The organism is Psychrobacter aestuarii, assembly GCF_904846035.1.
GTDB classification, from domain to species: Bacteria; Pseudomonadota; Gammaproteobacteria; order Pseudomonadales; family Moraxellaceae; genus Psychrobacter; species Psychrobacter aestuarii.
Window position 1 is genome coordinate 1,004,740 of the sequence record NZ_CAJGYT010000001.1, and the last position, 17,812, is coordinate 1,022,551.

The window sequence follows — 17,812 nt, forward strand, 5'->3', positions numbered from 1 at the left end:
GTTATGAACATCATGATTACTGGCGCATCACGCGGTATTGGACTGGCGACTGCCAAGCAACTGGCGGCAAAAGGGCACAGCGTGGGCTTGTTCGATATCAATAGCGACACGCTAGAGGATGCGGTAGAAGACAAAGCCTTTGCCAAAGCGCAAAAGCAGCAGCGCATCATTCACGGCTATTTGGACGTGACCAAGCCTGACGACTGGGAAAACGCCATTAGCCAAATGATTGACGCCTTTGGCAGCATCGACACCTTGATTAATAACGCAGGCGTGTTGGTCACAGGCATCTTGCCATCGACCAGCCTTGAGCGCCAGCTGGCACTCGTGGACATCAACTGTAAAGGCGTATTGATCGGCTGTCATAAGCTTGCGCCGTATCTTGCCGATGCCGACAATGGCAAAATCATTAACCTCTCTTCTGCCTCAGCGATTTATGGTCAGTCGGAGATTGCGCCGTATTCTGCCAGTAAATTCTTTGTGCGCGGCTTGACCGAAGCGCTGAATGTCGAATACGAAAGCCTCGGCATCAAGGTCGTGGACGTCATGCCATTGTGGGTCAAATCTGACATGACCAAAGGCGAGAGCGTCACCAGCATCGAGCGCTTGGGCGTTAATCTAAGCGTCGATGACGTGGCAAAAACCTTGTGCAAATTGACCTGCCGCCCGAACAGCAAAATCAACTGCACGCACTACCCTGTCGGCACGCCCGCCAAAGTCTTGCAGAAACTTGCGCAAGTCACGCCAGACCCGATGGTACGCTGGCTCAATAATAAAATGAGCGCTAAGCAATCTTAATCAATATATAAAATAAATATCTAGCAACACGAAGCGACTGCCAAACGGTGGTCGCTTTTTTGTTGGTAACAACCTTTTTGCCACAAAACATCAAATCATAAAACGCCTGCGCCTCTTACATTTTTTGAACATCTTATAACAGCTTGCCACTGGCGCAGTACGCCCTAACGCGGCACACTGGTCATCAATGAATAAGCACAAACAAAGCTTAATTTATAACAACAGAACAATAAGGACACTTTTATGGACAATACAAAGACCCCACTTCCAGAGAATATGGATCGTATTGATGGCGATGACAATCAGCGCGTTGATTTGGACAATCCAATGCTGCACACCATCGACGATGATGACGTGATTGACAACAGTGCTGGCGTGAGCAATTCACAAGTCGGCGTGGGTACAGATGACGTCTCAGGCGTGACGCCAATCCACCGCCAAAACATTGATGAAGCGCGCGTGGATGAAGTCTTGGTCGATGACAATCTAGATGACGCCGATTATCCTGATATCGTAGATATCGCCGACGCAGACGCCGCCGAGCGCAGCAACGATGACGAGCAATAATGGCTATACGCGTCACGATAAGTAATAAAAAAGCACGCTACTGACAGCGTGCTTTTTTATTGTTTATCGTTTTTTTAGTTTTATTTATCAATTAAGCATCTATTGATAACGGCTGGTCTGTCCAGATATCGCGGTAGCTGGTGTAATAAACCAATAACATCATGGGCATGACCAAAAGAAAGCCAAAACCTAGCGTAAACACCATCAGTACGATACTGAGCAGCCCGCCGACCACACCAAAAATCAAAAAAGCCAGCCAGTTTTTAAGGCACGCTTGTAAGCTTTTTTTAACTGCCGTCATCGCTGCCATATCGTGCAATACAATCAATGCAGGCGCAAACCAAAATGCCATCGATAAAAGAATCATAGGCAGTACAGCAATCAGCATATACAACATCACAATCCATTGCTTTGATGACGATACGCCCACGCTGTCTAACGCTACCCGTGCTTCTAAAAAATTACTGACCGACAGTAAATGCATTCCCCAAAACGTCAATATAAAAAATACAGCGATACTGACCATATAAAGCAGGGTTAATATCAGTAGCGGTTTTAAATGCGTGCTAAATGCCGAAAACAGATATTCAAATTTAAGGCGTTCACCGCGCTCTTGTATGGCAGCAGCTTGCATAAAGCTGCCAATAAATAAGATAACAACCAACCCTGAAAGGATGCCAAAGAGCGGCACTATCGTCAGTACCATCATAATGGCAAACATCGCAACCGTTATACCTAGCCAAATGCCAATGTTTTGTTTAAACATATCAAAGGCTTTACGAATCCATACGATACCCGCGCCAGTATCACAGCGGCGCGGCTCAGGCAGCAGCTGCGGGTCTTGATACGTGGGCGGTAGCGGCGGTGGTGCTGCTTTGTTTAAAGACACGGTAGGCATATCAGGCATTGGGTCACTCACTTATTACTAAAATTTTTATCATTCATTCACGGACAACGGCTGGTCTGTCCAAATATCGCGGTAGCTGGTGTAATACATCAATACAACCATGGGCATCGCTGCCAGCATGCCAATACCCAAGGTAAACATGGCAAGTATCATAAAGATTGCGCAAAAGACCACGCCCATCACCAGCATGGGGCGCCAATTTCTAAGGCTCGCTTGCAGGCTTTTTTCCATCGCCTTCAGCGGCGCAAGGTCATGCAAAACAATCAGTGGCGGTGCAAACCATAAGCTCATCAACAGCGCAAGTATGGGTGCAGATAATGCGAGCGCTGCCAACAACAGTACCAGTAGCGTATTCATGCTCATATTATCGGCAATCAGTAGCGAATCGAGTGCCCCAGCGACTGCCAATAATAAGAAAAACCCAAACATCACTGTAAATACAATCACAAGCCCTAACAAATAGAGCAGCGCCAATATTAGCAGCGGCTTAAAATGGGTCTCAAAGGCGGAAAACAGATAGCCAAACGTTGGCGTCTCACCACGCGCTTGTGCAGCAGCGGCTTTCATCAACCCGCCTGTAAAAACAAGGCTAATCAGACCCATCAATATCCCGAGGATAGGAACGATTGAAAACAACGTGACCACCACACTCATCGTAAAGACCACACCCAGCCACAGCCAAACATTCTTTTTAAGCATCACAAACGCGCTTTTCAGCCAGACCATACCTGCGCCAGCACCACAGCAGCGCGGTTCAGCCAACAGCTGTGGGTCTTGATATATGGGCGGTAACGGCGGTGGTGTGGACGATTTATGTAAAGAAACGCTGGGGCTCGACGTGGTCATGCTCGACTCGCAAAACAATAGTAAAATAAGACACTCATTAAAGTACGGTACTTTTGTTGATATTCTTACACAACAGTTGCTGATGACCAACTTATTTTTATGTTTAAGCGATGGACTTTTTATGAAAAATACACGCAGACAAAAAAATACCGAGCAATTACGCTCGGCATTTTGGATTTTATCGGTATTGTTTATTGAGTGGCTTATAAAAAATTGCTTATACCCAGCCGTCTAACGTGCCTGCCCAGCCTTTGACCAATGGCGTGCTGATGGCAGCGAGCAGCTCAATGTGCGCGGCATCGGCGTTGAGCGCGGGGATATAGTGGTACTCTTGCCCGCCTGCATTTAAGAAGTTATCGCGGTTTTCAATCGCCAATTCTTCTAGGGTTTCTAAGCAATCTGCCGAGAACGCGGGGCTAACGACCTGTACTGAGCGCACGCCTTGTTGTCCCCATTCTTCGAGCACCACATCGGTATAAGGCTTGACCCATTCTTGCTTACCAAAGCGCGACTGAAAACTGATAATCCATTCGTCCTCTTTTAGCCCAAGCGTGTGCGCGACCTGTGCGGCAGTGCATTTGCAGCGCTGCGGATACGGGTCGCCCTTATCGGCATACGGCTGCGGAATACCGTGAAAGCTAAACATGAGCTTGTCAGGTTTGCCATGCTTTTCTTGAAAGCGCAAAATGCTGTCCGCGAGCGCTTTGATATACAAAGGATGCGCAAAGTAATCTTTTACGATACTGATATTGGGCAAGTTGCGCTGCTTGAGCGCCCACTTATTGACCGCGTCATATACCGCGCCTGTCGAGGTCGCCGAATACTGCGGAAACAGCGGCAGCAAAACAAAATGGTCAACGCCCTCACTGCGCAGCGTGTCCATAACATCTGGGATACCGGGGTTACCGTAGCTCATCGCGGGATGCACCGAGACGCGAAACGGCGCGGCGGCGTCTTCCAGATGCGGCGTCAATAGGTGAGCTTGTTCCTTTAAAATCGCGCGAATCGGCGAGTCGCCTTCCCAAATGCTGGCGTAGGCTTCAGCGACGCGTTTGGGGCGGCTTGGCAAAACAAACAGATTGAGGATAATCGCCCAAACAAAGCGCGGAATCTCAATCACGCGCGGGTCGGACAAGAACTGACGCAAATAGCGGCGGACTGCAGGGGCGGTCGGCGCGTCAGGCGTGCCCAAATTAACTAATAAAACAGCGATACTTGGGGGTAGATTAGGTTTCATAAGAGCAATCAAGGCAGATATTGGGAACACGGCTTAGTCTAGCATTTTATGCCCCATTTTTAGAGCGCAAAAACAGCAGTCATACAATTTGCTACCCAAGCGGCGCGATTGGTGGATGAAGCCCATGCCCAAGGTTGTACTCCTGCGCACATCGCCCTACAATAGGCACACATAGCCTATTGGCGCGTACGCGCTGAGGCGTTTTTTGATTTAGTGATGATTGTCCGTCGTCTTGTGAGGTAGCTTTGAGAGTCCGTTCTGATACGATTAGTGATTTGTCTGATGACACGCCCGCCCACGATAGCGGGTCGGTAGGTCTTGTCACGCCTACGTTATACCACTTTGCTGAGCCACTTACCTTAGAGTGCAACCGCACCTTGCCATCGTTTGATTTGATGGTCGAGACCTATGGCACGCTAAACGCGGATAAGTCTAACGCCATTTTAATTTGTCATGCCTTGTCGGGCAGCCACCATGCGGCAGGCTATCACAGCGAGGACGACAAAAAGCTGGGCTGGTGGGACAATATGATTGGTCCCAATAAAGCCATCGATACCAATCGCTTTTTTGTGGTGTGTCTGAACAATATCGGCAGCTGCTTTGGCTCGACAGGTCCGACCTCGATCAATCCAGACGCGGACAGCTATGTCAATGACGCAGGCGAAACCGTGCAGCCTGTCTATGGTCCTGACTTTCCGCTCATTACCATTAAAGACTGGGTCAAGACCCAAGCCATGCTCTCTGACCGCCTCGGCATTGAGGTGTGGCACGCGGTGGTCGGTGGCTCGATGGGCGGCATGCAAGCGATGCAGTGGTCGGTTGATTACCCTGAGCGCCTCAAGCGCTGCGTGGTGATTGCCAGTACGCCCAAACTCTCGGCGCAAAACATTGCCTTTAACGAAGTGGCGCGGCAGTCGATTCTCTCCGACCCTGATTTTAATGACGGACGCTATTTGCAGGCGGGCACGTACCCGCGGCGCGGGCTGATTTTGGCGCGGATGGTCGGGCACATCACCTATTTGACCGATGAGGCGATGCGTGCCAAGTTCGGGCGTGACCTCAAGTTAGGCAAGTTTATGTACGGCTACGATGTCGAGTTTCAAGTTGAGAGCTATTTGCGCTATCAAGGCGAACGCTTTAGCAAAAACTTCGACGCCAATACCTATCTGTTGATGACCAAGGCTTTAGACTATTTTGACCCCACACGCGGGCACAGCACTGCTTTGGCGGATGACAGCTTGACTGAGCCCAGCACAGCGCCTGAAGAAACAGGTGCGGACAGCGCCAGCGAGTACAACGATTTAAAGGCGACCTTTGCGCACACCCAGTGTCAGTATTTGGTAGTGTCGTTCACCACCGACTGGCGCTTTGCTCCTGAGCGCTCACAAGAGCTGGTCAATGCGCTGATGGCAACAGGCAAGCCCGTCAGCTATATCAATGTCGATGCTCCGCATGGGCATGACTCGTTCTTGTTCGACATTCCCCGCTATATGGGCGCGGTCAAAGGCTTTTTGAACGCCCCCTTTATCCATACGCCATCGAGCACACACAGCGCAGCGACCGCTGCCACACCATCAACAGGAGCTGCCTTGTGAGAATGGACCATCAACTTGCCGAGCGCTGGGTCGCGCCGCATTCACACGTCTTAGACTTAGGCTGCGGCAATGGCGAGCTGCTCGCCCACCTGCAACAAAACCTCGGGGTCACAGGCTACGGGCTAGAGATTGACGAAGACAAAATCAATGAAGCCATCGGTAATGGGCTGTCTATCATCGAGCAAGATTTGAATGACGGTCTCGCCCGTTTTGCCGACAACAGCTTTGATACCGTGATTATGGCGCGCGCCCTACAGGCAGTAAAATCACCTGATGAGCTGCTGCTCGATATGCTACGCGTTGGGCGCGAAGCGGTGATTACCTTTCCAAACTTTGCGCATTGGCAAAACCGCCTGCATCTAGGCATCAAAGGCTTGATGCCCGTCTCTGAGGCGCTGCCTTATGAATGGTACAACACGCCGAACATTCACTTGTGTACCTTTAAGGACTTTGAGCAGCTGTGCGCGCAGCACGATATCGAGATTATCAATCGCTTTGCGGTCAGTGACTCAGGGCGGGCGCATTCTGCACTAATGCGCGCGCTTATCACCCAAGCGCCCAATTTGCTCGCGGATGTGGCGATTTATCGCGTGACCAAGCGCCGCTGATGTCCTGCATATACCGCTGAACCCTAGCGCAAACAGCCGCTGTTTTTTTACGCTTTATCCCCGTCATAATGGACAATTATGGCGGGGAGTTGCTCTCTTTAAACATAGACGGACATTTTTTTAGCTTTATTCAATAAATACATTGCGTATATAACCATTACTGGCTGATTCTTTATTTTCTATTCCAATAACTTTGCAATCACACGCTGCTCCTACGCTTGGTAGCTAACTGTATGATTTTGTTACATACTATTTTGCCCTTATTTGCGTTAAAGGCTGTAATTAGTATTTGAGTTTCGTAAGTTTGGGTGTTAAGCTAACTTTCACAGAGTTGTCAACGGATGGACTATCTCCTTATCTGACCGCCTGTCTTTATTTCTAACCGCTTATCAAATGTTGCCATCAGTTTAGGCTGATGGGTTCGACTGGCTGAACGATTGTATACCTTTATACCACCATTCGTCAGATGGTCACCCAGAGGTTGGTCTTTGCGGCAACAATGACGATGTTTTTATGTTTTATCTTGGAGCTGCTATGAAAGTATTAAAGGCTGCGTTATTTACCGCTTTATTCTCATTCGCGGGTTTGGCAAATGCAGAGCTGACCGCTAACGTCCCACTAGATACCTCACGTTTTGAAATCATGGAAATCGGCGAATTGTCTGCCCGTGCAGCAAATGGCAACGACCATGCCCAGTTTTATTTAGCCAAGCGCCTACAAAAAGGACAAGGCGTCGCTAAAAACACCCAAGAAGCCTTACAGTGGTACACCCGCGCTGCCGAACAAGGCATCGCCCCTGCCCAGCTCAACCTTGCCATCATGTATTTACGTGGTGAAGGTGTGCAGCCCAACCTACAAAAAGCCCGTGGCTGGTTAGAAAAAGCCGCCATGCGTGGTGACAACCGTGCCAGCTATACGCTCGCCCTCCTCGATGAAAAACAACAAAACCTCGTTGACGCCTATAAATGGTATGACCTTGCTGCCCGTGATGGCATGCTGGACGAAAAAGTCCGTACCAAGGCACGCGGTAAAATCGGTCAGTTGGCATTGAACTTGTCCAGCTCAGACATCGCCAGCGCACGCAGCCAAGCAGACAGCTGGTTCCAAAGCAAATAAGCCAAGCGCTGTTCATCTTAGCGCATAAAAAATCCAGCCACTGTGCTGGATTTTTTTGTGTTTGCACGCTTATTTGCTGACTTTAAAAGCAATAAGCTGATAAACTTTTGTTTTTTATACCTACGATGAGACACGCTGTGGCAGACGAAAAACCAAAGAGCATTGAAGAGCTGGGCGGCTGGCTTATCCTCGTGGCCATTGGCATTGTTTTTACGCCGCTTAAAATCGCCTTTGATACCATGACGCTGTATTCAGAGATTTTTACAGAAGGCTATTGGCACTTATTAACCACGCCTGATACCGAATATTATCATGTGTTATGGAAACCAATTTTTTTGGGTGAGATTGGCTTTAATCTCATGTTATTTGCGCTCTGGCTGTGGGTGGCGTTTTTATTTTTTAATAAAAAAAGTCAGTTCCCAAAGTGGTATATCGGCGCGCTCCTATCTACCTTTGTGCTGATTATTCTAGACGCCCTTGCCGTCAAGCTGGTGTTGCCTGATGTGCCGATATTTGACGCAGATACAGGCAAAGAAGTCTTGCGCACGCTGGCGTCCTGCGTGATATGGATACCCTATATGCTGGTGTCAAAGCGCGTGAAGGCGACATTTATTTATTAATTAGCTATCGTTTTGACCATTAGCATTATTGCCAATCTGTTCATAGGCTATTCAAAACCCTCACAAAATTTGCTACACTACGCACGCCTTGGCGCAATTCCACAATTACGCTAATGGTATTTTTTCTTTAATTTTAAAACAATGCACTGGGTTTGCGACCCAGCCCGCAGGAGCGCACCATGACAAACGAAACCAAACATCCCGCCAGCCCCGCCTATGACAGCGAATTGAACAACATCGTCGTTGCCGCGCTATACAAGTTCACACCGTTTGCGGAATTTGAGCAGTACCGCGAGCCAATCTTAAACACCATGCTTGAGCATGGCGTCAAAGGCACGCTACTCATCGCCCATGAAGGCATCAACGGCACCATCTCTGGCACCCGCGATGGCATCGATGCCGTGCTGAATTACTTACGCAGCATCGAAGCGATTGGCGAATTCGTGTTTAAAGAGTCGTACACCGACAGCCAGCCGTTTTATCGCACTAAAGTAAAGCTCAAAAAAGAAATCGTCACGATGGGCGTGGAAGGCATCGACCCGCTACAGTCGGTCGGTCGCTACGTCAAGCCGCAAGAGTGGAACGCGCTCATCTCTGACCCTGATGTGGTATTGATTGATACCCGTAACGATTACGAAGTGCAAATCGGCACCTTTGAAAACGCCATCAACCCTGAAACCGAGACCTTCCGCGAGTTTCCTGAGTATGTGGCAAAGACGCTTGACCCAAGCAAGCACAAAAAAGTAGCGATGTTTTGCACAGGTGGTATCCGCTGCGAAAAATCAACCGCCTATATGCGCCAGCAGGGCTTTGAAGAGGTGTATCACTTAGAGGGTGGCATCTTAAAATACTTAGAAGAAGTGCCTGCCGAAGAATCCATGTGGAAAGGCGACTGCTTTGTGTTTGATAACCGTGTGGCGGTCAATCACAAGCTGGAGAAGAGCGACTACGACCAGTGCTACGCGTGCCGTATGCCGATTACCAAAGCCGACCAAGAAAGCCCCGCCTATGTCAAAGGCGAGTCTTGCCCGCACTGTATCGACAAGGCGACTGATGAGCAAAAAGCCCGCTTCCGCGAGCGTGAGCGCCAAATGCAGCTTGCCCAAGCACGTGGCGAGACGCATATCGGTAGCGATGTGCTGGACGTCATCGAGCAGCGCAAAGCCGCAAAAATCGAAGCACGCCGCCGTGCTGAAGAAGCCAATCAGGCAAAGTCTAAAGCGTAATTACAGTCAGTTTTAACCCTACTGTATAACGCGTTTGCTGATGGCTTTAAAAAGCGTACATAAAATTTAGCAAACGTACAAAAAAAAGAGAGACGATATCGCCTCTCTTTTTTTTATGCTTAATGTTTCGTATCGTTTAGAACAAGATACGGATGCGGATGGTCTCTTCCACGTCTTTAAGCTGGTCGAGCGCCGCGCGCGAGTCGTTGTAATCCACGTCCATCACCAGATAGCCTACATCGCCTTCAGTCATCAGGCTCTGCGCGATGATGTTGATATTGGCTTCAGCGAACAGACGGTTAATCTGTGACAATACGCCAGGCACGTTTTTATGGATGTGCAATAGACGGTGCGTGCCTTCTTTAAACGGAATAGACACTTCTGGGAAGTTCACAGCGGTGATGGTGTCGCCTTGATCAGAGTATCGAACGAACTTCTCTGCCACTTCTAGACCGATATTGGCTTGCGCTTCTTGGGTTGAGCCACCGATGTGCGGAGTCAAGATGACATTGTCAAACTTACGCAGTGGTGATTCGAACTCTTCGTCCGCTGATTTTGGCTCTTTCGGGAACACGTCAACCGCTGCGCCCAAGATTCTGCCTGATTCTAGCGCGGCTGCTAAGTCATCAATCTCAACACACGTACCACGTGCGGCATTGATAAAGTAGCTGCCCGCTTTCATTTGGTCAAACTGCGCTTTTTTCATCATGTAGCGGGTGCTTGGCTCATCAGGCACATGCAAGGTCACGATATCAGCGTTGTTTAGCAGCTCATCCAAGCTGCCCACTTGCTGCGCGTTACCGAGTGGCAATTTGGTGACGACGTCATGATAGATGACTTTCATACCAAAGCTTTCGGCAAGCACAGACAGCTGCGAACCGATTGAACCGTAGCCCACGATACCAATGGTTTTGCCGCGTACTTCGTGTGAGTTTTTGGCAGATTTGCCCCAGCCGCCGCGATGCACGGTAGCATTTTTTTCAGGGATACCGCGATACAGCATGACCGCTTCGGCAAGTACCAATTCAGCCACCGAGCGGGTGTTTGAGTATGGGGCGTTAAAGACAGGAATACCCAGCTCACGCGCCGCATCCAAGTCCACTTGGTTGGTGCCGATGCAGAAACAGCCGATACCGATAAGCTTGTTCGCCGACTCAAGCACTTCGCGGGTCAATTGCGTGCGCGAGCGTACGCCAACAAAGTGTGCGTCTTTGATTTTTTCAATCAATTCAGCTTGGTCTAAGGCTTCTGCCAGATATTCGATATTGGTGTAGCCCGCGTCCTTTAGTACCTTGAGTGCGTTGTCATGCACACCTTCTAATAGTAAAAAACGGATTTTGTCTTTTTCTAGTGATAACGCCATGTGAAACTTGTCCTATAACGATACTCGGTGAATGAATCGGTGAATGAAGTAAAAAACAGTACAGTTATCTTACACAAAATTGCCCATCGATGTTAGCCAATAAACTGAATTATTAACCACGAAGCCTGAAAACATTTTAGGTTACGCCTACAAACCGATGGCAATCGCCCAAGCATCATTATGCCAGCTCATGCGCGCTGACCCAATAGGGGCAGCTTCGCCATTTTCGTGCTACTGTCGCAGCATTCACCTGCGTAACATTCGTCCATGAGTAGTGGCTGCTGTTCTTATGATTCATCTTGCAAGCTATAGCCGCAACCTCGCAGAATAGCCGCATGATTTATATTCGCGCTGATTTGCCGCGCTGTGTATTGATACCCAGATACATACTCTGTATTATCAATGCTTCGGCGTAGCGATTTCGTTATCGGCTATGCCACTTTTTTTTGTTCATATTTTTACCATGATGATGTAAGACAAGTGCCGCCAACTTGCCTATTGAGAGTTTATTATGACACCAAGCCAGACGCCGACGCTTCCAGAAGCCGTGCAAACGTTGTTAACCGCGCTCACGACTGAGCATCAGTTTGAAGACAATCAAATCAAAACCGATGCCGAAAGCCTTGAGCATTGGGGCAAAGACTGGACCAAGCACTTCGCGCCAGCGCCTACCGCCATCGTGTTTCCAAAGACGACAGAGCAAGTCCAAAGCATCGTAAAGCTTGCCAATGCGCACGGCATCGTCTTGACCCCAAGTGGCGGGCGTACGGGTCTGTCCGCAGGCGCGGTCGCGGCGGATGGCGAGATTGTGGTCAGCTTTGATAAGATGAACCGTATCGGCGAGTTTTACCCTGCCGACCGCTTAGTCACCATTGAAGCGGGTGTGGTCACTGAGCAATTGCAGCAGTTCGCCGAAGACAAAGACCTGTACTACCCTGTTGACTTTGCCTCTGCAGGCTCGAGCCAAATGGGTGGCAACATCGGCACCAACGCAGGCGGCATCAAGGTCATCCGCTACGGCATGACCCGCCAGTGGGTGATGGGATTGACTGTGGTCACGGGCAAAGGCGATATCTTGCACCTCAACCGCGGCATGATTAAAAACGCCACTGGTTACGACTTGCGCCAGTTGTTCATTGGTGCAGAAGGTACGCTGGGCTTTGTCACCGAAGCACAAATCAAGCTGGAGCGCCAGCCACAAGACTTGACGGTGATGGTACTTGGCATGGATGAGTTTTCAGACGTCATGAACGTCTTGTCAGCGTTTCAAGCCAAGATTGACTTGACCGCGTTTGAGTTCTTTGACAGCGTGGCGGTTGAAAAACTGATGGCGCACGGTCAAGTGCAAGAGCCGTTTGAGTCGCGTACCAAGTTTTATACCTTGCTAGAATTTGAAGCGCCATACGAGCCGATTATGGACAAGGCGATGGAAGTGTTTGAGTCGTGCATGGAATCAGGCTGGGTGGTCGATGGCGTGATGAGCCAAAGCATCGCGCAAGCTGAAGAACTGTGGAAGCTGCGCGAATATATCTCGGAGACCATCTCCGTCTTTACGCCGTACAAAAACGACGTCTCGGTGCTTATCAGCCACGTGCCTGACTTTATCAATGACATTGATGCGATTGTCAGCAGCAACTACCCTGATTTCGAGGTCTGCTGGTTTGGGCATATTGGGGATGGCAACTTGCACCTCAACATCCTAAAGCCTGACAACATGAGCAAAGATGACTTTTTTGCCGAATGCCAAGTGGTGAACAAGCATGTCTTTGATACGGTCAAAAAATACGGCGGCTCGGTATCGGCGGAACATGGCGTCGGCATGACCAAAAAGCCGTATTTGCACTACAGCCGTAGCGAAACTGAAATCGAATACTTAAAAGCCATCAAAAAAGTCTTTGACCCGAACAACATCATGAACCGTGGCAAAATCTTTGATGCCTAGTCCTTGAGACACCGTCTTTGATTGGTCATTAAAACATGCCTATCAAAAACGCCAAGCCCGACAGTCGGACTTGGCGTTTTTTTATGCACTTGTTATTAGCGCATGAGGTGCAAAATATCGCGTGACTGCATCAAAACCTTATGCAAACATCCACGCAACCGCAATCAAGGTCAATACGCCGAGTATCGCTTGCACCAATAAAAATGCCTGATGCGGCGCAGCAACATGCTGCAACATATTGCCAAAGGCATTATAGGTCACGCCTGCTGCGCGTACGTGCGGCGGATTGTGTAGCGACTGCACGACATTTAAAAACTGCGAAGTATGCGCTTCATGCCATTCATGCGGTCGAAAAGGTAAAAAAGGTGACAACTGAACCGCCTGCGCCTTGGTAGCTGGTGACCACAGCCAGCGCTCTAAAAAGAGCGAGCGCATGCGCCAGTCGGTAAAGCTGCGCTCGGCTATCGGTTTTGCTATCAATACTTTAAACAGTTTGTGCCGCTTGTCTTCAAATATGCGCTTTTGTAGCGCCAATATTTTGTCTTTGGTACCTTCAATACACTGTAAAAAGTGCCCATTGCCATAACATAAAATCCCAGTAATGTTCTGAGATGCGTTATGGCTGCTTGCTTGGTCTTCAATATCATCAAAAATAGTGACATCGGCACGGCTGGTCAGACTGATACGGCTCACATAAACGAGCCGTACGAGGGTGTCTTCTGCCACGTCCTTTAGTGCGTCTATAGTGCTCGCGTGACATGCGTCCATGATAGGCTCATCCTACAGATAAAATAAAAAATGCTGTTAAATCAAGTACAAAACACGTTAAATAATCCTATACGTAATGGCAATAATTCGCCATAACCTATTGATATATAATATTCTATTTTATACGCCTTAATTTTATAAATCATACAAAATTATTTAGTTACAGTCCGAAAGAATGGCGCGCGCCTCTGCTGTAACCAACGACTTCATGACACACAGGTATCTGATGACAAACATTGACAAGCCCGAAGATTTTCACTTAACGATTGCTGAGATTAAAAAAAAGGACTACCCGCAGCTCAAAGCATTGATGGATAAAGTCTATGCCAATCTTGGCGGCTCGTGGTCAAAAACGACCATTCATACCTTGATTGACGCCTTTCCCGAAGGTCAGATTGCCCTTTTTGACCATGACAAACTGATTGGTATTGTGCTCTCTATGCGCGTGGATTATGCCAAGTTTTCTAACCCGCACACCTATGGCGACTTGATTGGTCAGCGCGAGATTATCAAAGACAATCCTGAGGGCGACGCCATTTATGGGCTTGATGCGCTCATCGACCCTGATTATCGCGGCTATCGCTTGGGGCGTCGTCTGTATGATGCGCGTAAAGAGCTGTGCCGCCAGCTAAACTTCCGTGCCATCTTGGCGGGCGGTCGTATTCCCAACTATTACAACCACAAAGACTTGACCCCAGGCGAATATATTGACGCGGTTGAGTCGCGTGAGATTCACGACCCTGCCCTATCGTTTCAGCTGTCTAATGGCTTTATCGTTAAACGTATCTTGAGCGGTTATCTGCCTGATGATAAGCAATCTAAAGGCTTTGCGACCTTGCTTGAGTGGTCAAACATTTACTATGAGCCGCAAGACTACAAACCGAACACGCGCAAATCTGAGGTGCGTATCGGCGGTATTCAGTGGCAGATGCGTGAGGTGGAGTCGCCTGAGGAGCTGCTACAACAAGTAGAATTCTTTGTCGATGTGATGGCGGATTACAACTCAGACTTTGCCTGTTTGCCAGAGTTTTTTAATGCGCCATTGATGGGCTTGTGCGAGTCTACTGACCAGAATATCGCCATCCGCTTTTTGGCCGATTATACCGAATGGTTTAAGAATGAAATCTCGCATTTGGCGGTCAGTTACAACGTCAACGTCATTACAGGCTCTATGCCGTTTTTGGACGAAGACGACACCTTATATAATGTCAGCTACCTATGCCGCCGTGATGGTACGGTTGAGGAGCAGCGCAAAATTCATATTACGCCGCACGAGCGCAGTGCTTGGGTGATTGAAGGCGGTGACAAGGTGCAGGTCTTTGATACCGACGCAGGTCGCGTGGGCATTTTGGTCTGCTATGACGTTGAGTTCCCTGAGCTTGCGCGCCTATTGGCACTTGAGGATATGGACATTTTGTTTGTGCCGTTTTGGACAGACACTAAAAACGGTTACCTACGTGTGCGCCACTGCGCCCAAGCACGTGCCATTGAAAACGAATGCTATGTGATGATTTGTGGCTCGGTGGGCAACTTGCCGCAGGTTGAAAGCCTAGATATTCAGTACGCGCAGTCGTCGATTTTTTCGCCGTCTGACTTTGCCTTCCCGCACGATGCGATTATGGCGGAAACCACGCCAAACACTGAGATGATTTTCTTCTCAGACGTGGACTTGGACAAGCTCACACACGTGCGTAACGAAGGCTCGGTACATAACTTAATCGACCGCCGTGATGACCTTTTCAGCCTAAAATGGAAGAAAAAATCCAAAGTATCGGCGAGTAAACTCAGCGATGCGGAGCGCCGTCACAATTCAGGCAGCGTGCTCATTGGCGATCCGCTACAAGACCGCGCACAAAAGCCATAGGATAAACAATAACCGCTGACTATGCCCACGCCTGACACCCCGACCGATAAGGTCATCGCGACTGATAACGCGCCAGCATCGGCGCCAAAGACACACAGCCTTTGGCAGCGGCTGCGCGGTTGGGGCGTCACGCTGTTGTTATTTGCCTTGCTCTATAGCGTTCTCAGCTGGTGGCGACAGCCTATTATGCCTGCCAATCCCAATCTGCAAGTCAATGACTATCGAGGCAATCCTGTCGATATCGCTCAGCTCAGCCACGATGCGCCTGTGCTGGTCTATTTTTGGGGCAGCTGGTGCGGTGTCTGCCATGTCACTTCACCGATTATCAATGAGTTGGCAGCCAGCAGCGCCTATACTGTAGTCACTGTCGCCATTCAATCGGGCGACAGTCAAACGCTGGGGCAATACTTGCAAACTGAGGGGCTAAACTTTACCACCATCAATGACAGCGACGGGCGCATTTTTGCCGATTGGCAAGGACAGGTGACGCCGTCTTATGTGATTATCAATGATGGCGAGATGACGCAAGGATTAACGGGCATTCAGCCTGCGTGGTCGCTGCGTTTGCGTTTGTGGTTAAGTGACCTTTTGCATTAATCTTTTATTTTTACTTATTATAAAGACAAAAAAATACCGAACGCGGAAACACGTTCGGTATTTTTATGCGTTACTGCTCGTGATAGCCAGTAGCTTATGCACTGATTAGGCTGTGCACGTCTTTATAGTCGTAGCCCAGCGCTTCGGCAACCGCTTGATAGGTCAAGTGACCTTGCAAGGTGTTCACGCCTTTAATCAACGCAGCGTCGTCACGACATGCCTGCTCATAGCCTTTGTTGGCAAGGGCGATGATGTACGGCAAGGTCACGTTCGATAACGCGATGGTTGAGGTGCGTGGTACAGAGCCTGGAATGTTCGCGACACTGTAGTGAATCACGCCGTGCTTGGTGTACGTTGGGTTGTCGTGGGTGGTGATGTGGTCGGTGGTTTCGAACATACCGCCTTGGTCAATCGCCACATCAATCACCACGCTGCCTGCACTCATAGACTGAATCATCTCTTCTGTGACCAGTTTTGGTGTTGCTGCGCCTGGAATCAGTACTGCACCGATGACCAAATCACTGTCTTTTACGCTGTTTGCGATGTTGACTTTGTTTGACATCAGCGTTTGTACGGTGTTACCGAACAGCTCAGACAGCTGCTTTAGACGCTTGGCATCAAGGTCAAGAATGGTCACATCTGCACCCAGACCCACTGCCATTTTCGCCGCTTCTGTACCTGCCACGCCGCCGCCGATGACGGTGACTTTACCGCGTTTTACGCCCGGTACGCCGCCGAGCAGCACACCTTTACCGCCGTAAAAGGCTTGCAAAAACTGCGCGCCGATTTGGGTGCTCAAGCGACCTGCGATTTCACTCATTGGGGTCAGTAGTGGCAACGAGCCGTCTGCTTTTTGCACGGTTTCGTAGCTGATGCCCGTCACTTCGTTATCGACCAAGACTTTGGTCAATTCTGGTGCACTGGCAAGGTGTAGATAGGTGAATAGGGTCAGACCCTTTTTCAGATATGGGTATTCGCTGGCTTGCGGTTCTTTAACTTTAATAACCAGCTCGCTATCCCATGCTGCATCAGCACTATCAACGATGCTCGCGCCTGCTTGTCGGTAGTCGTCATCAGTGAAGTATGAACCCGCACCCGCATTGGTCTCAACCACTACGTCATGCCCTTGGTCTACTAATACGCTGACGCCACTTGGGGTCATACCAACGCGGTTTTCGTTGTTTTTGGTCTCTTTTGGGATACCTATTTTCATTGCTACTCCTTGCAACTGAAATTTTTGATAATCAGTTTTTTATTGAACGAAAACGTCTCGTTTATTGAAACGTCATGACCAATCCCCAATCAACAGCCATCATAAAAAAGAAACAGCGCTACCAATACACTGTATTGATCCGCTGTTTGATTTTAGTGACAAGGCGTCACCCTCTTGGTAACTGCACTGTCTGTGATACTGTATTCGGGTCGTTACGGCATCTCTTGTGGACATACCCTAACTGATATAATGCGAACGATTTTGGTAAAATCGCGAGGATATTTTCCGATAAGCGCTCAACTGTGGTAGGTTAGTGCATGCGCTTACTTCGCCTCCTTAGTATGCCAAAATAAGCGGCCGATGCAACTATTATTTATGGTGCAGATAACATTTTTTTTGTTCATTATTCGCGCCTGATTGCAGCCCTTTTTACCCTATCGGTTTTGGCATATAATAGGGCGATTGACATGCCTTTTTTTGTGGCCGCAGCCTTGCGTACAATGCATACGATAGCGCTATGATAGGTGCTGCCCCATCCGCTCCCT

Annotated in this window: 17 protein-coding genes; 11 read left to right on the forward strand and 6 right to left on the reverse strand. The window is 49.0% G+C overall.

From position 1 onward, the window contains the following. Positions 1 to 3 precede the first annotated feature (3 nt). The gene (locus JMW05_RS04150) at positions 4 to 798 is read left to right on the forward strand and encodes an SDR family NAD(P)-dependent oxidoreductase (protein WP_201504120.1); all 795 of its coding nucleotides are present in this window, start codon (positions 4 to 6) and stop codon (positions 796 to 798) included. A gap of 243 nt (positions 799 to 1,041) precedes the next feature. Then, complete coding sequence (locus JMW05_RS04155; protein WP_201504121.1) at positions 1,042 to 1,365, forward strand: hypothetical protein; 324 nt, start codon at positions 1,042 to 1,044, stop codon at positions 1,363 to 1,365. Between the two features lie 91 nt (positions 1,366 to 1,456). Here the strand turns inward: JMW05_RS04155 and JMW05_RS04160 are convergent, their stop codons facing one another. Together JMW05_RS04160 and JMW05_RS04165 are read right to left on the reverse strand one after the other, a co-directional pair. After that, positions 1,457 to 2,272: a BPSS1780 family membrane protein gene (locus JMW05_RS04160; RefSeq protein WP_201504122.1), complete on the reverse strand. Its 816-nt coding sequence runs from the start codon at positions 2,270 to 2,272 to the stop codon at positions 1,457 to 1,459. A 30-nt stretch (positions 2,273 to 2,302) separates the two neighbouring features. Next, complete coding sequence (locus JMW05_RS04165; RefSeq protein ID WP_201504123.1) at positions 2,303 to 2,998, reverse strand: BPSS1780 family membrane protein; 696 nt, start codon at positions 2,996 to 2,998, stop codon at positions 2,303 to 2,305. 55 nt (positions 2,999 to 3,053) lie between these two features. Here JMW05_RS04165 and JMW05_RS04170 point away from each other — a divergent pair, with 55 nt between their 5' ends. Next, positions 3,054 to 3,353 (forward strand): hypothetical protein, encoded by a 300-nt coding sequence (locus JMW05_RS04170; protein ID WP_201504124.1) that lies wholly within the window; start codon positions 3,054 to 3,056, stop codon positions 3,351 to 3,353. Here JMW05_RS04170 and hemH read toward each other — a convergent pair. Continuing rightward, positions 3,336 to 4,355 (reverse strand): ferrochelatase, encoded by a 1,020-nt coding sequence (gene hemH / locus JMW05_RS04175; RefSeq protein ID WP_201504125.1) that lies wholly within the window; start codon positions 4,353 to 4,355, stop codon positions 3,336 to 3,338. The genes JMW05_RS04170 and hemH overlap by 18 nt on opposite strands. Before the next feature lie 266 nt (positions 4,356 to 4,621). Here hemH and metX point away from each other — a divergent pair, with 266 nt between their 5' ends. From metX to trhO, 5 genes are all read left to right on the forward strand, one after another. Next, positions 4,622 to 5,950, forward strand: a complete 1,329-nt coding sequence (gene metX, locus JMW05_RS04180; RefSeq protein WP_406947470.1) for a homoserine O-acetyltransferase MetX — start codon at positions 4,622 to 4,624, stop codon at positions 5,948 to 5,950. After that, positions 5,947 to 6,558 (forward strand): methionine biosynthesis protein MetW, encoded by a 612-nt coding sequence (gene metW / locus JMW05_RS04185; RefSeq protein WP_201504126.1) that lies wholly within the window; start codon positions 5,947 to 5,949, stop codon positions 6,556 to 6,558. The genes metX and metW overlap by 4 nt, the downstream gene beginning before the upstream one ends. Before the next feature lie 534 nt (positions 6,559 to 7,092). Then, entirely contained in the window at positions 7,093 to 7,674 is a 582-nt protein-coding gene (locus JMW05_RS04190; protein WP_201504127.1) for a tetratricopeptide repeat protein, read from the forward strand. A 137-nt stretch (positions 7,675 to 7,811) separates the two neighbouring features. Then, positions 7,812 to 8,294 carry a DUF2569 domain-containing protein gene (locus JMW05_RS04195; protein WP_201504128.1) on the forward strand — a complete coding sequence of 161 codons (483 nt, stop codon included), beginning with the start codon at positions 7,812 to 7,814 and terminating at the stop codon, positions 8,292 to 8,294. 179 nt (positions 8,295 to 8,473) lie between these two features. Beyond that, on the forward strand, positions 8,474 to 9,520 hold the full coding sequence (gene trhO, locus JMW05_RS04200) for an oxygen-dependent tRNA uridine(34) hydroxylase TrhO (protein WP_201504129.1): 1,047 nt from the start codon (positions 8,474 to 8,476) through the stop codon (positions 9,518 to 9,520). Between the two features lie 136 nt (positions 9,521 to 9,656). Here trhO and serA read toward each other — a convergent pair whose 3' ends face one another. After that, positions 9,657 to 10,883 carry a phosphoglycerate dehydrogenase gene (serA, locus tag JMW05_RS04205; protein ID WP_201504130.1) on the reverse strand — a complete coding sequence of 409 codons (1,227 nt, stop codon included), beginning with the start codon at positions 10,881 to 10,883 and terminating at the stop codon, positions 9,657 to 9,659. Between the two features lie 511 nt (positions 10,884 to 11,394). On the opposite strand from serA, the gene JMW05_RS04210 reads away from it, so the two are divergent. Further along, positions 11,395 to 12,825 carry an FAD-binding oxidoreductase gene (locus JMW05_RS04210; RefSeq protein ID WP_201504131.1) on the forward strand — a complete coding sequence of 477 codons (1,431 nt, stop codon included), beginning with the start codon at positions 11,395 to 11,397 and terminating at the stop codon, positions 12,823 to 12,825. Between the two features lie 138 nt (positions 12,826 to 12,963). Here JMW05_RS04210 and JMW05_RS04215 read toward each other — a convergent pair whose 3' ends face one another. Beyond that, complete coding sequence (locus JMW05_RS04215; protein ID WP_201504132.1) at positions 12,964 to 13,593, reverse strand: BLUF domain-containing protein; 630 nt, start codon at positions 13,591 to 13,593, stop codon at positions 12,964 to 12,966. Positions 13,594 to 13,819: 226 nt separating this feature from the next. On the opposite strand from JMW05_RS04215, the gene JMW05_RS04220 reads away from it, so the two are divergent. Then, positions 13,820 to 15,457, forward strand: coding sequence for a carbon-nitrogen hydrolase family protein (locus JMW05_RS04220; protein WP_201504133.1), 1,638 nt, complete (start codon positions 13,820 to 13,822; stop codon positions 15,455 to 15,457). 21 nt (positions 15,458 to 15,478) lie between these two features. Beyond that, positions 15,479 to 16,054, forward strand: a complete 576-nt coding sequence (locus JMW05_RS04225) for a protein disulfide oxidoreductase (protein ID WP_201504134.1) — start codon at positions 15,479 to 15,481, stop codon at positions 16,052 to 16,054. 94 nt (positions 16,055 to 16,148) lie between these two features. On the opposite strand, the gene ald is transcribed toward JMW05_RS04225, so the two are convergent. Further along, positions 16,149 to 17,267: an alanine dehydrogenase gene (gene ald / locus JMW05_RS04230; RefSeq protein WP_201504135.1), complete on the reverse strand. Its 1,119-nt coding sequence runs from the start codon at positions 17,265 to 17,267 to the stop codon at positions 16,149 to 16,151. Positions 17,268 to 17,812: the final 545 nt, after the last annotated feature.

Excerpts from the sequence above, each read along its gene's own strand:
- JMW05_RS04150 (WP_201504120.1), top strand. The coding sequence starts at position 4 with ATGAACATCATGATTACTGGCGCATCACGCGGTATTGGACTGGCGACT.
- JMW05_RS04155 (WP_201504121.1), top strand. The coding sequence starts at position 1,042 with ATGGACAATACAAAGACCCCACTTCCAGAGAATATGGATCGTATTGAT.
- JMW05_RS04160 (WP_201504122.1), bottom strand. The coding sequence starts at position 2,272 with ATGCCTGATATGCCTACCGTGTCTTTAAACAAAGCAGCACCACCGCCG.
- JMW05_RS04165 (WP_201504123.1), bottom strand. The coding sequence starts at position 2,998 with ATGGTCTGGCTGAAAAGCGCGTTTGTGATGCTTAAAAAGAATGTTTGG.
- JMW05_RS04170 (WP_201504124.1), top strand. The coding sequence starts at position 3,054 with ATGGGCGGTAACGGCGGTGGTGTGGACGATTTATGTAAAGAAACGCTG.
- hemH (WP_201504125.1), bottom strand. The coding sequence starts at position 4,355 with ATGAAACCTAATCTACCCCCAAGTATCGCTGTTTTATTAGTTAATTTG.
- JMW05_RS04190 (WP_201504127.1), top strand. The coding sequence starts at position 7,093 with ATGAAAGTATTAAAGGCTGCGTTATTTACCGCTTTATTCTCATTCGCG.
- trhO (WP_201504129.1), top strand. The coding sequence starts at position 8,474 with ATGACAAACGAAACCAAACATCCCGCCAGCCCCGCCTATGACAGCGAA.
- serA (WP_201504130.1), bottom strand. The coding sequence starts at position 10,883 with ATGGCGTTATCACTAGAAAAAGACAAAATCCGTTTTTTACTATTAGAA.
- JMW05_RS04210 (WP_201504131.1), top strand. The coding sequence starts at position 11,395 with ATGACACCAAGCCAGACGCCGACGCTTCCAGAAGCCGTGCAAACGTTG.
- JMW05_RS04215 (WP_201504132.1), bottom strand. The coding sequence starts at position 13,593 with ATGGACGCATGTCACGCGAGCACTATAGACGCACTAAAGGACGTGGCA.
- JMW05_RS04220 (WP_201504133.1), top strand. The coding sequence starts at position 13,820 with ATGACAAACATTGACAAGCCCGAAGATTTTCACTTAACGATTGCTGAG.
- JMW05_RS04225 (WP_201504134.1), top strand. The coding sequence starts at position 15,479 with ATGCCCACGCCTGACACCCCGACCGATAAGGTCATCGCGACTGATAAC.
- ald (WP_201504135.1), bottom strand. The coding sequence starts at position 17,267 with ATGAAAATAGGTATCCCAAAAGAGACCAAAAACAACGAAAACCGCGTT.